Source organism: Paenibacillus sp. GM1FR, assembly GCF_002803315.1.
Lineage (GTDB): Bacteria > Bacillota > Bacilli > Paenibacillales > Paenibacillaceae > Paenibacillus > Paenibacillus amylolyticus.
This window is the reverse complement of sequence record NZ_MKZL01000005.1, coordinates 35,939-50,819: the sequence shown is the minus strand read 5'-3', so window position 1 is coordinate 50,819 and position 14,881 is coordinate 35,939. Positions and strand designations below refer to the sequence as shown.

13 protein-coding genes are annotated in these 14,881 nt (G+C 35.0%); all 13 read left to right on the top strand.

The features are described from left to right. The first annotated feature begins 1 nt into the window (after position 1). The 13 genes from PAEAM_RS03315 (at position 2) to PAEAM_RS31670 (ending at position 14,296) form a co-directional block, all read left to right on the top strand. Positions 2-571 (top strand): NYN domain-containing protein, encoded by a 570-nt coding sequence (locus tag PAEAM_RS03315; RefSeq protein WP_133120409.1) that lies wholly within the window; start codon positions 2-4, stop codon positions 569-571. A 228-nt stretch (positions 572-799) separates the two neighbouring features. Further along, complete coding sequence (locus PAEAM_RS03310; protein WP_100526643.1) at positions 800-2,422, top strand: stalk domain-containing protein; 1,623 nt, start codon at positions 800-802, stop codon at positions 2,420-2,422. A gap of 464 nt (positions 2,423-2,886) precedes the next feature. Further along, positions 2,887-3,090: a hypothetical protein gene (locus PAEAM_RS31675; protein ID WP_165789817.1), complete on the top strand. Its 204-nt coding sequence runs from the start codon at positions 2,887-2,889 to the stop codon at positions 3,088-3,090. 18 nt (positions 3,091-3,108) lie between these two features. Continuing rightward, entirely contained in the window at positions 3,109-4,239 is a 1,131-nt protein-coding gene (locus tag PAEAM_RS03300) for a GGDEF domain-containing protein (RefSeq protein ID WP_100526642.1), read from the top strand. Positions 4,240-4,496: 257 nt separating this feature from the next. Then, the gene (locus PAEAM_RS03295; RefSeq protein WP_243391255.1) at positions 4,497-5,729 is read left to right on the top strand and encodes an MrcB family domain-containing protein; all 1,233 of its coding nucleotides are present in this window, start codon (positions 4,497-4,499) and stop codon (positions 5,727-5,729) included. Positions 5,730-5,828: 99 nt separating this feature from the next. Next, a complete protein-coding gene (locus PAEAM_RS03290) occupies positions 5,829-7,508 on the top strand; it encodes a DNA/RNA helicase domain-containing protein (RefSeq protein WP_100526640.1) in 1,680 nt (559 codons plus the stop codon). A gap of 407 nt (positions 7,509-7,915) precedes the next feature. Then, positions 7,916-8,107: a hypothetical protein gene (locus tag PAEAM_RS03285; protein ID WP_100526639.1), complete on the top strand. Its 192-nt coding sequence runs from the start codon at positions 7,916-7,918 to the stop codon at positions 8,105-8,107. Positions 8,108-8,499: 392 nt separating this feature from the next. Beyond that, complete coding sequence (locus PAEAM_RS03280; RefSeq protein ID WP_100526638.1) at positions 8,500-8,976, top strand: tyrosine-type recombinase/integrase; 477 nt, start codon at positions 8,500-8,502, stop codon at positions 8,974-8,976. 844 nt (positions 8,977-9,820) lie between these two features. After that, the gene (locus PAEAM_RS03275) at positions 9,821-11,464 is read left to right on the top strand and encodes an AAA family ATPase (protein ID WP_100526637.1); all 1,644 of its coding nucleotides are present in this window, start codon (positions 9,821-9,823) and stop codon (positions 11,462-11,464) included. Beyond that, positions 11,461-12,306 carry an HNH endonuclease gene (locus PAEAM_RS03270; protein ID WP_100526636.1) on the top strand — a complete coding sequence of 282 codons (846 nt, stop codon included), beginning with the start codon at positions 11,461-11,463 and terminating at the stop codon, positions 12,304-12,306. The genes PAEAM_RS03275 and PAEAM_RS03270 overlap by 4 nt, the downstream gene beginning before the upstream one ends. A gap of 434 nt (positions 12,307-12,740) precedes the next feature. After that, positions 12,741-13,580, top strand: coding sequence for a hypothetical protein (locus PAEAM_RS03265; RefSeq protein ID WP_100526635.1), 840 nt, complete (start codon positions 12,741-12,743; stop codon positions 13,578-13,580). 46 nt (positions 13,581-13,626) lie between these two features. Beyond that, positions 13,627-13,902 carry a hypothetical protein gene (locus tag PAEAM_RS03260; protein WP_100526634.1) on the top strand — a complete coding sequence of 92 codons (276 nt, stop codon included), beginning with the start codon at positions 13,627-13,629 and terminating at the stop codon, positions 13,900-13,902. 244 nt (positions 13,903-14,146) lie between these two features. After that, positions 14,147-14,296: a hypothetical protein gene (locus PAEAM_RS31670; RefSeq protein ID WP_165789816.1), complete on the top strand. Its 150-nt coding sequence runs from the start codon at positions 14,147-14,149 to the stop codon at positions 14,294-14,296. Positions 14,297-14,881: the final 585 nt, after the last annotated feature.

Sequence of the window (14,881 nt, the reverse complement as noted above, 5' to 3'; positions counted from 1 at the left end):
CATGAGACCAGTAGGGATACGTCTCAAAAGTGCAATTCTCATTGATGAAAGCAATGCTATTTATCAGTTACTTGAATTAGGAATCAAAGGCATTCGTTCGTGGCGAAAATTCTATGAAGTAGTTGAAGAATATTTGAAATCTAACTATGGATTGAAGATGTCTACGGATTTTAATTTCTATGGAGCTCTACCACCTAAGCATGCGGATGAGATTAGATATAATAAAAGGCATAAGTTCTTGCAAGCGCTAGAACATGATGGGATTAATGTGTATCGCGGTACATGTGATATCCAGAAGGATATCTATATTGAAAAAGGGGTTGATGTATTGATCTGTTTGGATCTTTATCAATTCTCTGTATATAAGTACGATTATGTTGTTGTTTTTTCTGGAGATGCAGATTTCGTACCTGCTATTAAACGAGCGAAGAAAAATGGAACACTAGTACTTGCCATATTAGGCCATAATAAAGCAGCATTTCATCTTAGAAATATGGTAGATGTAACAATTGATCTGGAGTCTATTATAGAAAAATTAGATCAGACAACACTTATTCAAAAATTGAGTTAATTGAATCTTCGGAGACGATCCCATCGATTATTGGATAATAAGTATTTGTGATGATATAGAATCATACCATGAGAGATACACTGTGCACGGTTATTATACAACTGATATATGCTTGATCAGCTTACATTATTTTGTATATAATAAGCGTAATCAAATATATGAAAGCGACGAAGAACGCGCAAACTCCTAGGAGTTGTGCGTTCTTTTTTTTGCTTAGGAGGAAAAAAGATGTTCAAAAAACTAATGATTAGTTCTATCGTTGCGATAACTACGTTATCCTCACCATTACAAATGAGCGCCGCAGCTGTGGAGAAGGAAATATCAGTGTATGTAGATGGAGAAAAACTACATTTTGATGTTTATCCAAAAATGATAAATGGAAATACATTAGTTCCTATGAGGACGATATTTGAGAGGTTAGGTGCAGCTATTGAATGGAACAAAGATAATTACTCCATTGAAGCTACAAAGGGAGAACGAAGCGTATATCTGGTCATTGGGAAGAAAGAGGCCACAGTCAATGGGGACTCATTAAAACTGAGTCAAGCCCCCGTCATGATTGATAATGTTACCTATGTGCCCCTTCGTTTTATTAGTGAGAGTATGGGTACCACGGTCGGATGGTTGAGTAAAAATCAAACCGTGACCATCAACTCTACTCCACTGGAAAAGATTAAGGTCACACGTGTAAAAGATGGCGATACTTTTGTCGGGCAATATACAGATGGGACAAGTGCCGGCAAGCAAGCTGTGTTTCGTTTAATTGGTGTTGATACCCCAGAGGTCCTAAATGGGCCTATCCAATTTTATGGCCCAGAAGCTTCAAAATACACTAAAGATCAACTGATAGGTAAAACAGTTTATGTATCTCGGGACCAGACAGATGATCCCTATGGTAGAGTACTTGCTTATGTATACCTAGAAGATGGCATATTCTTCAATGCAGCTCTCGTCTCCAACGGATTTGCTCGGTCTATGGCGATTGAACCTAATACACGCTGGGAAGGTCTATTTGAACAACTTGAATCTAAGGCTAAAGAAGAACATAAAGGGATGTGGGTTCAAACTGAAGCTTCTAATTTATCCATTGATCCCGTGAAAAATTACGTTAAAAGCAAGAGCAAAGAATTAGGGATTCTCCAAGGAGAGTTTCATCCAGAGCAGCTAATCACCAAAGAGCAACTGTTAAAGAGCCTCCTGATTGTTCTCTTCCCTGAAATTAAAGCCGTGCTTCTGGCAAAGTCATTCTATGAGTTAAGTCAGGATGAGCAGTTTAAAGAGATTCTCCAATATTCAATACATGTAGGTTTAGTATTAAAGGATGAAGTAGTCAATCCGGATGAGCCAGTAACAACTGTAGATGCAGCATCCATACTAAAACGTGTAATGCATGTAGACAGTATGGAGCAGGGTAAAACACTAAGTGATTTTGGCATTTACGCGCTTCGTTCCAATCCAAATGAAAAGCTCACATATATGGATGCTATACTACTGATGGAAAAAACGAATAATGCATACCAACCTATCAAAGATTATCTATTCCATCTAAAAGAAGCTGCAAAGGAATCGGAAGTGATTGACCAATTGTCCTCAACTCTATCAAATAGAGCAATGGCTGAGAAGATCTCATCTTTTGCAAATCGAATGTCTCTACGCAATTTTTCGGATGTGGATGGGTTAACAAATCTGAAAACCGATGCTACAGATGTTCTTAAAGAGGTAACCAAAGATATCAAAAGTAACTGGAAGGATATATTGAACCTTGCCAAAATAAAAAATGCTATTGAAAATGCCAACGATAGTTTGGATAAAGCCGATATGGCTCTGCGAAAAGCACTTGATGTGAATTGATTGAACTCTACCGTAATTGTCCAGTGTGCTTTAGTTAACATGGCTTATAATCGGATGTTGAAAAAGGATCATGTACCCTACTGACAACGTTGAGATTTAACCAGATACCAAATCATTAGTGCATAAATGGCGACCTCTTTCACTAAGAATAAACAGAGAATGATTGAGCAACAAGAGAGGTTGTTGTATAATGAGAACAATTAAATATGCTAACGCGAAGTACGCGAACGTCCTTAGGGATAGTTCGCGTTTTTTTATTTCTTTAACAATGTAGGAGGTGAACTATGAGGAAGCACAACAAAGTATTATTGCTTTTATCTGTGATACTGCTTTTGTTCGTATTTAATCTTCAATTTGTAATACCTGCTTTTTATGTCGTATGTGGGTTTGTCCTTTATGTCATTCTCTTCTGCTGGGCCAAAGCAAAGGGTTTGGATACTCAGCATCCTGCTTGGGATCCGATCTTGAATACGCCAAAGGGAATGTTGTATTTTATTTTAAGTGGAAGCATTCTATGGGCACCCGTGTTTATTCCATTTGTAATAGCACAGAGACAGAAATGGAGATCAAGCAAAGAAGGCAAAAACGAATGGTTATATATGTGGGTTCAATATTTCAAGAACCCAACGAAATTACATCGTGACTGGTTTGATAATTTCTATCAATAAAAAGGATGTGCAAGACTTATGAGTATTTTTGATTTTTTTGTGGGTATTCAAGGGAGCTTCATTGCATCACTTCTACTTTTTCCAATATTAATATTGTCTTGGGTTTTATCGAGGCAATTACTTGAAAAGCGGAAAAGAAAATCATACATGTTCTTATCTAAAATCACGCTAGGTTATCTTGCGTTCAATGGGATAATCCTGATCTTCAGTTTAGTTGCAACCACTATAGGAATAGAATCATATGCAATCTCTTCTTTCTTTAACATCATAGTAAAAAGTACGTTCATTATATTTCTTTATGGCTTCTACCGGATACATAACAAAGAAAACCTTAAACTTCAACTCATTTTTATAGTTCCAACCATTGTAGTGATTCTCACCGGTTTGTTTGCTCCTATACTTGGACATATGATAGCCATTTTATCGATCGTAACGATGATGATTTTATATGGGGAAAAGTTAGGAAGAGGTAAATCTATTTATATGGCTTCTGGATTATTTCTAGCTTCTCTACTGATCTCCATGGCTATAAGTATCGTGCCATCGTTACATGGATCTTTTTACATGCTCAATATTATTTTTGAAGTTAGTTCGTTTACTCTTTTATTGGTCAACCTGATTGAACATTCATTGATCATAATGCAAAGCTCGTACGTTTCCGCGATTACTGATTCACTCACTGGGCTATTTAATAGAAGGTATTTTACTAAGTATATCAATGGCTGTGTGGATCGTAGTATTCCAGTGAATGTTATATTCTGTGATATTGATAACTTTAAAAGATTGAATGATACCAAAGGACATAAAGTAGGAGATGAAGTACTTAAGCAAGTGGCAACTATTTTCAAGGAAGAGGTTCAGGGCATAGGTGTGGCTGGACGCTATGGTGGAGAGGAGATGGTTTTACTCATTCAAAGTCTCGACGTTGATATGGAAGAGATCACGGAACGAATGAGATCCCGTATCGAAAAGGAAACAATCACTACAGCTAGCATCGGCTATCGAATGTATGACCCAAGTGTACCAGCCGACCTTTTAATCAAACAGGCAGATGAAGCTATGTATGAGGCAAAAGCAGCAGGCAAGAACCGGGTAATGTCCTATACATTAAAAGCAGCAAATATATTGGACGTAGCTGCCAACGAATAGGGCAATAGAGTTTATATTAAACCCTTCATAAATAAGATCTAATAAGAGATTTCCCTTGAATTTTTTTAAACTCTTGGGCAATCTCTTTTTGTTTTAACTCAAAATTTTAATCGTAATACATGGTAGTTAGTAGATTTGAATTCATTGAAATAGCTTGTAAAGAGTTTTCAATATCGAGCAAATTTCTATCTATTCATTTAGGAAAGCACATGTTTCAATTTTATGGAACAACCTGGTATGATAATAATCATAACAACGTGACTGAGGTGATTCATGTGTCAGAGCTTATTGAAAATCGATTAGAAACAGAAAACACTAACGAAAGAACAGGTGAGCTACACATTAGAGAGGCGATACAATACATACTCGATCATTACCAGGAAGCAAGATTGTCATTTTTTGAGAACCATAAGATGGGTAACCACGTACGCAGTATATTTAAAGATATCATTATTAATGAAGCAAATTTAAATCAAGATCATCTCTATATCAAGGGCTCCGTTGGAAACGGACGATGGGCCGAAATACCGTGGATTTCAATTTTTAATAGAGATATTACCACCACAGCTACAAAAGGTTATTACATTGTTTATTTGTTTAAAGCAGATATGAGCGGTGTGTATATTTCCTTAAACCAAGGCTGGACATATTTTAAGGAAAAGTATCAGACCAAACTGGGACGGAAAAAAATCCGGACGACTGCAAATATAATTCAAAAGAAGTTGAACTTTACTCCAGATCATATGACTGCAGAAGCCATTACGTTAGGAGGACAAGGGTGGCTAGCAGAGGGCTATGAAAAGGGTCATATTTTTGGACGTTTTTATAGTGCCGATAACTTACCTAGTTCAAAGGAACTTATCAGTGACCTTAAGGAATTATTGATTACATATAAAGAGATTGAATATATGATCGGTGAAAGAACGCTTGAGCAATTTAATGATTACCTATTGTTAAGTGATGATGGTCAATTTTTAGAAGAAGAGCAGCAACAAGAAGAAGACTTCCAAAATAGAGTGCAATCGATACTTGATGAAAAGGTAAAGAAAGCCGAAAAGAATAGTATGGAGGATATAGAGACGGAGGATACTCCACTTCCAAAACCAGAACCTGTTATTGATCAGACCAAAAAAGAACGCTGGCCAAGAGATGCTCAAGTTGCCGCTAAGGCGCTTCGTTTATCTAAATTCAAGTGTGCCTTCGATGAAACACATGTTTCGTTTACTTCGAAAGTTACAGGAGAAAGATATCTGGAGGTTCATCATCTTGTACCAATGAAATATCAAAGGAATTTTAATGTTAGTTTGGATCGAGCATCCCAACTTCTAGCATTATGTCCAACGTGTCATCGTCAGATCCATCATGGAACAGACGAAGATAAAGAGAACATATTAAGAAAACTATTTGACGATCGACATGAGAAATTAAAGGCTATTGGTATTGAGATAAATTTAGATGAACTATGTCAAATGTATGGTATCGAGAAGTAGGCAAAGAAGAGAGATATATACTACTGATTATAGAAGCACCGAGTTGAATGTTGGAGAGATAAATGTCTTGAATATAATAATGAAAGTGACGTGTTAGTTATGATACTCGCAGGGAAACTGTATTCATTTGAAATGCTTAAGAAAACACGAAAGGAATTTGAACATTTTGATGTTAAAGACTTTGATATAGACTCAGTTCCAGTTGTGTATATCCAAAGAGACAAGAAAAATCTCTATGTAGGAAAATCTACAGACGTATATGGTCGTTTTTCTACACATTTAAAAGATTGTAGTAAAACATTTACTGACATTACGATTATTAAAAGTGCTCTCTTTAATGAGAGCTCCATTAAACACATCGAAACACTCTTAATTGATTACTTGCTAGCAGATGCCCAGTTCAACTTACTGAATAAGATTAAAGGCCAGAATATTCACTCGTATAATGGGATTGAAGATGTAAACGATATGTTCGTAACCATATGGGAAAAACTAATTCATGAAGGAATAGCAAGTGAACCATTAAAAGAGATACATAATAAGTTTATCTATAAATACTCACCTTTTAAGAAACTCAAAGCCAATCAAATTGATATTAGCCGTGACATCTTAGATACAGTGCTAAGTACATCTAAAAGTAGACATCTGATTGCTGGAGATCCAGGTACAGGTAAAACAGTAGTTTTAACGAATCTTCTATATACACTCGTATATGATCAAACAACGGGTAAGGACCGTGAAGGATTAGAACGGGAAGACATCGCACTCATCATTCCACAAAACCATTCATTAGGCTTATATAAAGATTTAGTTCGAAAAGTTGGTTTACATGGAATTACAGTGTTATCTCCTTCACACTTTATTAAGAAGGCTAAAGGTAGGGATACAAAATATAAGTATGTTTTTGTAGATGAAGCACATCGGCTAAAACAGTATTTTGGGAAGCAAGCGAGAGATTTAAAACATCTAATCACTTCGGATGGGTTTACAACCGAATTAGATCTGATATCAAACTACGCTCATCATCTAACCATTGTGTATGATCAGTATCAAACTATTCGTCCAGCTGATATAGATTCCGACTGTTTTAAAGAAAAGACAACAGATTATCGTAGACATGTACTACGTAAACAGTTCCGGTTGAAGTCAGGGGATCAATATTTAGCATGGTTGAGAAAATATCTGCAAATGGCTTCAGATGTCCCTGTTTATGAAAAAGGATTACTAAAAGGTTATGACTTTAGAGTGATGGATTCCATTTCGGAATTACACAAGGGGATAAAGAAACTAAATCAGACTCATAAACTATGTCGAGTGATTGCGGGCTATTCTTGGGAATGGGCAACACAAAAGGATAATAATTTATATGATATAAGTGATCCTATTACAGGTGACACATTTAACTGGAACTCTAGAACAATAGGTTGGATTAATCAAGAAAATAGTGTTGAAGAAATAGGCTGTATTCACACAACTCAAGGTGCAGATCTAAATTATGTAGGCGTGATCTTTGGAGAGGAAATTGATTGTAATTATACGGGTGAAGAAGATGGAAGCTATGATTTTGAAAAAGTTAGAATTATAGTCTATCCAGAAAAGTATAAGGATCGAAATGGTCTTCCAATCAAAGGTACTGACGAAAATAACGAAGAATTAAAATCCTATATCCAGAAAATCTATTATGTCTTACTGTCACGTGGCATAAATGGTTGTTACGTATATGCAACAAATCCCAATATGCAAAAGTATTTAAAGGAACTTCTAAAAATCAGTCAGTAGTTGATAGAATGGAGTCTTCATAAGGAAGGTGAGTTCCTAGAAGATTTTCATTGAGAAAGTAGCTTCAGATTATGAAGCATTTGAGTACAGAAAAAAATCCAGAGATAACGTTTATTATTTGTCTAGGAACTTTACGAAGTAAAGTTGTTTACTGCAGTATGTAGTGAATAATACAAAGTAAGGCCTAGACAAAAGAGCTAAGTTAACCCTTTTTATAGGGTTGTCTTTTCTGAATACCTAGAATAAAATACAAATATATAAAAGCACATAATTAATGAGTCTATCATGAGACACTGAGGTAAATATATTTGTATTACATATAAGAAAGATTCATATAGTTCTAGGAAAACTGTAAAAATAATAATGATTTCTCAATTATAAAATCATGAACAGAAAGGAATTTTTTCATGAAAGAACCCGAACGTTATTTAAATAAAGGTCCTAATGTGTTTAAAGTCGTGGGCTTATCATTTAGACCAGAAAAACGCGAGACTGCAACCGAAAATAAACTATCTATTGGATTTAAAATAGGGGATTGGAATGAACCTATTAATTTTATTCCTTACTTTCAAACGGTAGATAGAACCCAATTACATTAATAGACGCTCTTCTAAGGCTTCCTTGTAGGAAGTCTTTTCTTCTATTCTTCTATTTTAAGAAATAGTGCATAGTAAATCAGATTCAGCAGTTGACTACTTAGATAGATATTCCAATAGATTAAACTAACGAACGATAATAAGGCATAGCTCATTCTTTAGGACACGTCTTTAAACTGATTAGCTTGGTAATACATACGTGTACCACAAAGTAGAGTTCGTATAAGACTACGTGCAAATGCTCCTGTCTCGGCGTTTTAGAGCCATTCTGACCTTGTAAGTGTATGGCAAAAAATTAAAATTAATCAAAATTATCACTCAGCGAGGGTATACTTGTTTTTTTCTGGTGATTTATACGATGATATACGTTTTCCTACACTAGGTACGAAAGGGTAATGTATTTAAACTCACTTTTTGTATGGAAATATCCATACAAGGAGTTTCTTTTTGATTTAGAAATTAAGAACTATAGTATCCTCACTATAAAAGGATATAAAAATAACAAAGGGGCATTTCTGAATTACTTATGTAACGAATATTCAGTTATTGAAATAGAAGAAGTTAACACCTCTCATATCAAGGCATACCTTATGAACTTGAAAATGAAAGGACTATCGGAGTCCTACATCAATGGAATACAAAAGAATATCCGTTCTTTTTTCAAATTCATAGTGGACCAAGGCAATATTGCTGAAAAAAGGAATTCAGTGTTAGGTCTAAAATGGATGAGAGAACCTAAAGTTCTTATAAAAACTTTCAATGACGATGAAGTGAAACGTCTGATCAACGCCTTTAAAGGTGATTTTTATTTAAGCATGCGTAATAAGTTGGTTCTAATGTTGTTTGTAGAATTAGGAATAAGAAACTTGTAACTATGTTCACTTGGCTCTCTTGACTCAGCGAAAGCGTTATCGAAATACATTGTAAAGGAAACAAAGAAAGGAATTTATACATCTCACCTTTCCTTAAGAAGTACATCATCAAGTAAGAAAAAATAAAAGAGGCTTATTTTAAGGATAAATCCATGACTGATTCAAATTTCTCCTTATCTCAAAATGGCAAGATGCTAACGGTTACAGCGATTGAAGTGATGATGAAGAAAGCTGGAAACGAAGCAAAGATTCGAGAACATATAAGTTGTAGCCCTCATACACTGAGACACTATTTGCCCAAAAGCAATTAAGTTGGAATAAGATGTTTACAGTCTTGTAGGTTATTAGGCCATGAGAACTATTATTACTAACCGCTATCATCTCAATCTATTCAATATGAAGAGATACTAGAATTGGCTAAGACAACTAGTCCACTAATGAACCTATAGCAAGTATATAAATGTCTTCAATTTAGGAGAGAACGAATAAATAAGGTAATTAGAGAGAATACCAATGATTCATTTATAATAGGTGGGCTTATTAAATATTTTTAAATAAATGAAGCACCCACATGCTTCTGCTAGACGAAAAATGTGGGTGCATGAACTAAATGGACTTAACTTAGCTTGAACTCTCCGAGTAAGTTACTTAATTATTGCTTTATTTTGAACAGTGGTGCTCTCGGATAGAAGATAAAAGTTCCACAATTTTAAATTAACATATATACTTATTGAGAGTAAACAGAGGCAATCATTCAAGTGTTAAACTTAAACTAGCACGGATGAAGTCATTTTGAAAATTGCCGATGATAATCTAATATTAAGGTGAAGGTAGTGAGATCATTGTGATATTTAAATTAATGCCTGTCAATTCTGATCTAGGTAAAGAAGATAATGGAACTGTATATTTAGTAATGGACAATTGGAATGATTGGTTTGAATTTCGTGTTCTTCACCAAATGTACTATAAGGATGATCTAGGAGAAGTCAATTACATAGGGCCTTTGAAATTTGGACAAATTGGAATGAAACCGAATCAAGATCGTGTTGCTCTCCCTGAATCTTTTGAAAAACTAAGTGAAGACTTTTATTCTCTAGGGAATGAGACATCATATTACGATAATCTAAACCGTCTGGGTGATTCTTTCAGAGATGAGTTACTAAATTGTTTAAATGACATTGCACTCGATTTAAAAAAATTCGTTGAAGTCCGGTGGGAAAGAGTTACAACTCAAGCAGTGTTGAGAGATATAAGTGAAGTTAAAGTGAAGAATAAATTTCATTCTTTAGCACAAGGAGACTCATCTTTGTCTCGCTACTCATTTAACTATGTTATGGCTAAACCCACAAAAGAGTCAACAGAGAGTTACCAAATATCGTTCAAGGTCAATCCTAACTCTCATCCACCAAGTAATATTCATGCAATAATTGGAAGAAATGGAGTGGGGAAGACTCATCTGTTGAATGGAATGATAAATTCTCTCATTAATAACAAATCGGAAAACAATGATCAAAGGAAATTTGGATTTCATCAAGATCGTGTAACTGAAGGTAACAAGATTTTTGATAATGTTATCTATGTATCCTTTAGTCCATTCGATGAAAGTGAATTCTTACAAAGTCGGCGTGGAAGTAAGGTTCTACCTGGATACACTTATATTGGTCTTAAACGAAGATTAGAATCTCCTAAAGGCTCCAAAAAACAGTCAATCATTGAATCAAAAAGTACAGAACTATTGCGTGAAGAATTTATAAACAGTATGTGGTTATTAAGAGATGTCGGCAATAGACTGCCATCAAAAAAAGAGCGTTTTAAACAAGCTGTAAAAATGTTAAATAGTGATCCGATTTTTATGGAATCCGGTATTGCAGAGTTGTTAGACTATTCAAAAGAAGAGATTGAATTTATGGAAAAGGCACGAAATGAAAAAAAGAGTATACCTACTTCAGATATGCAAAAGCTCAAGAGAGATTTCGAAGAAAAGGCTAACCCAATATGTAAAAAGTTTAGTTCGGGGCACAATATAGTCTTACTTACTATTTCAAAGCTAGTTGAAAAACTAGAAGAACGTACTCTAATTCTACTAGATGAACCGGAAACCCATTTGCATCCTCCTTTGTTATCCACGTTGACAAGAATTCTATCTTATTTGCTACTCAAAAGAAATGGTGTTGGGATTGTAGCTACTCATTCACCAGTTGTCCTACAGGAGGTACCAAAAGATTGCGCTTGGATGTATAACCGCATGGGCAGTGAACTTTCTTTTAACAGACCTGAAATAGAAACTTTTGGGGAGAATATTAACACATTGACTAAAGAAGTTTTTTCATTTGAAGTAACAGATTCAGGATTTCATAATATTTTAAAGGAAGCTGCTAACAAATATAATGATTATGAAGAAGCTTTAGCGCACTTTGATGAGAATCTAGGTTTGGAAGCGCGTGCTATTCTAAGAGTACTTATTAAATCAGGGGAAAAAGCTGAATGAGAAACTTAATCAGACCAGAACTTCTAGTAGAAGATGTTTTTTCGACTTGTATAGGACAAGTTAGAAACAAAGAATTAAAAAAGAGATTAGAACTTTGTCTTGATGATGTATTAGAGGCATCAGATCGATTTGCGAATTTAGCTACTATTAGTCAACTTTATACGTTTCAGGATCACCTCTGTGAAAATAACAAAGTGACTATAGATGAAATGAAAGATATTTACACTGGTAGGATGGCTTCAAAAAAATCAAGAGGGAGAGTTTACTATGACAAACTAATGTCATCTCCTTTTAACTTCACATGTCCTTTATGTGGCCAGCGCAAAGTTTCACAATTGGATCATGTGTTACCTAAAGCGGTATATCCTTCTCTAGTGGTAACTCCAGATAACTTAATACCTTCTTGTCCAGAATGTAACAAGAAAAAATTAGACGCAATTGCCACTTCGAGTGCAGAAGAGACTCTCCACCCATATTTTGATGATTTAGGGTCAGAGCGCTTTCTATTCGCTTCAATATCAGGTAGAGAGCCAGCTAATATTAAGTTCTTTATTCATTCTCCACCAGATTGGAGTGATCAAAAATCTACAAGATTAGAGTACCATTTCAAATTTTATGAATTGAATACCCTCTACTGTATTCATGCAATAGACGAAATTGCAGGTCAAGCTGCATTTTGGGACGATTTAGAAGTAGATGAACTTAAAGAAGAACTGAAGAAACAGGCAAAAAGCAGGATTAAAAATAATCCGAATTCTTGGCAGTCCGCATTTTACGCTGGAATGGCAGAGGATGAGTGGTTCTGTGACAAAGGTTATAACGAACTTTTATACAAGACCTAAAATTCCTAATAAAAACAAGATTGATTACAATATTTGACATATGAAACACTTTCGAGTGCTAATTGTAATGAGGAAGATATTAGTACTAGGAAGATCTCTTTACAAAATTCATGTTAAAAACAGAGACCTCAGTGTCTCTGTTTTTTGTCTTCTCGATTTTCAAAACATAGGAGGTTTTTAATTGAATTAAATGAAAGAGAGAGTTACAAGTCACGAGGCTTACCAAACGAATCAAAATTGTGGAAGTTGTAGTAAATCTGAAGTGTCATGAAAATGATTGCTATCCGATGTCCAAAGAAAAGATTCAGAAATATAAGGAATACATTGATAACCATGAAGGGAGTAGACGTTCATGAGCTTATGTATTGCAATAAATAATCCATTCAGTAAATTATCTATTATTGCAGGTATGGAATAATTACCAAAAATAGCGAATGGTTTGGGATAACCATATAAAGGAAACTGAACTTACTCAATATATTTCAATGTTTTCATCTGGGGCTCAAGACTATTGTGAAATTTTAAGAGGAAAAGTAAAAGTTTCTGGAAAAGTGAATGATCAAACAAGCATTGATGAGATTGCATTAATTGTTGAAGAAGTTAGTAAAGATGATCAATATCAATTTGAAAAAGAAAATCCAATGTATTTAGTGAAGAATCCTGAGTTTTCTCCTCTCTCAGGTTATTATGCCGCATCTAAAAATGTAACTGGAACTATCGAGTATTGTCATAAAGAGAAGATGCGAAGAATAAGTGTATCAATGGTTACAGTCAGAGGAGAAGACAGAGAGGAAGTATTGTCATTCTTCCAGAACAATCAGATGGATCAAAACAACATTGTTGAAACAGTGTTTAATTTGTTCAAACACATAAATAGACTTAACAAAAATGTTGGCGGAGATACGATTCTTCATGTTGTGACTCCTAATGGTATATACGTGTATAACAGGGGTTCTATCATGTATCTAAGTAGAAACGTAAAAATGGGGCCATATGCAAGTAGCTCATGGGACCAGGTTGCAAACCAGCCTTTCATTCCTAGATTACCAGACTACAATCAGTCAACATATATTAATGCAACGCAAATTCTTTCTCCTAATATATATGGCGGTACGATAGCTATAGGATCAGGAAACAACATCTTCAAGGCAGACAATAGAGGTATTTATTTTGGACACAGTGCTTTTGAAAACGTTAAGTTCAAGGTGAGTCTGGACGGAAAGTTGCAGCGGTTAATGGAATGTTTTCGGGTACTATTGATGGTTCAACTATAACTGATGGAACAATACGTACACAGGGGCAAATGCAGACAGGATAGATTTGTCACGTAATGGATTTATTTCTTACAACCTCTGGGGAGAGAAGAATGGAGTAAGCATTGATAGTGGTAATTTCTCTTCACTGGATTTCTATTACAGAGGTGAGAAACGAGGAGGCTTGTCACAAGCTGCGGCGAACATATCACTGCAATCAACAATGGGTGACATTATTGTTCAAGCATCCACTTATGGAAAGACACAATTCAGAGGAACAGTAGATTTTACAGATGCTATAGGTAAAAGGAATGACAGCAGTTTTTGGATGAAGAAAGGATAATTATAAGATAAAAATAAAAAGAAGTGTAGCAAATGCAAACAGCATCAATCACTTGAAAATCTTAATAAATCAGCTCAGAGCAAAGATGTTAAGAACAACTATTGCAAAGAGTGTAACGCAGTTTATCATAAGGAAGCAAGACAGCGCACATATCAAGCAAATCCAGCTTTACAATTGTTGAAACAATCATGTCAATCTGCGCTTAGGAGAAGTCAACCTGAGTATGTCAAAGATGGTTATGCTCATGTATCAACAAGTGATACGAGTGCAAAAGGAGTTTTGGTTAGGCCTTTGGAATGACGATGTTTTTCGTGAATCTTGGATAAATCAATCCATGATTTATGTGAATAGTGATATGAGTAGAGTTGGACCAACTTTAGACAGAATTGATTGAAAAAAAATCTCAAAGTTCTTCCTTATTGGAAAAACGTCACAGATGGTGTATCTCATGAATGTGAAGTATATGCATTAGAGATTTAAGGCTAAACAATAAGATGAACTATTCAGGGATAGGTGAGATTAAGAAGTAATAGATATCACATTCCTATCAATGGTTAAAGGTAACGTAGGAGATGTTTGAAGCATGTAGAGGAAATGCTAGAGATTTTAGAGCCATGTTCTACGCAGATTTCAAGTGATTCGAGTATAAGGGGCACAGCAAATACTTCTTTAAGTTATCTAACACAGGAAAATTAATTCGAAGATACAACCAGTGTGAAAAAGTCAGAACCGAATATAGTTCTGACTTTTTCAATATGTCCCATATGAATACAGTGATAAAACAGCAACAGCAGCAAGAAGAGGTAGTAAAATGCGTTTATTTAGTCATGACATAACAGATCGTAGCAAGATTTAGTTGCTCATTGTATTATATAATATTCAAGTGGTAGGTGGGGACGTTTTGGTGCTATACTCTTACTCGAATTGAGCTTATAGTTATTTTATTTTAATGACTATCCTTATATAATAGTTATATAGT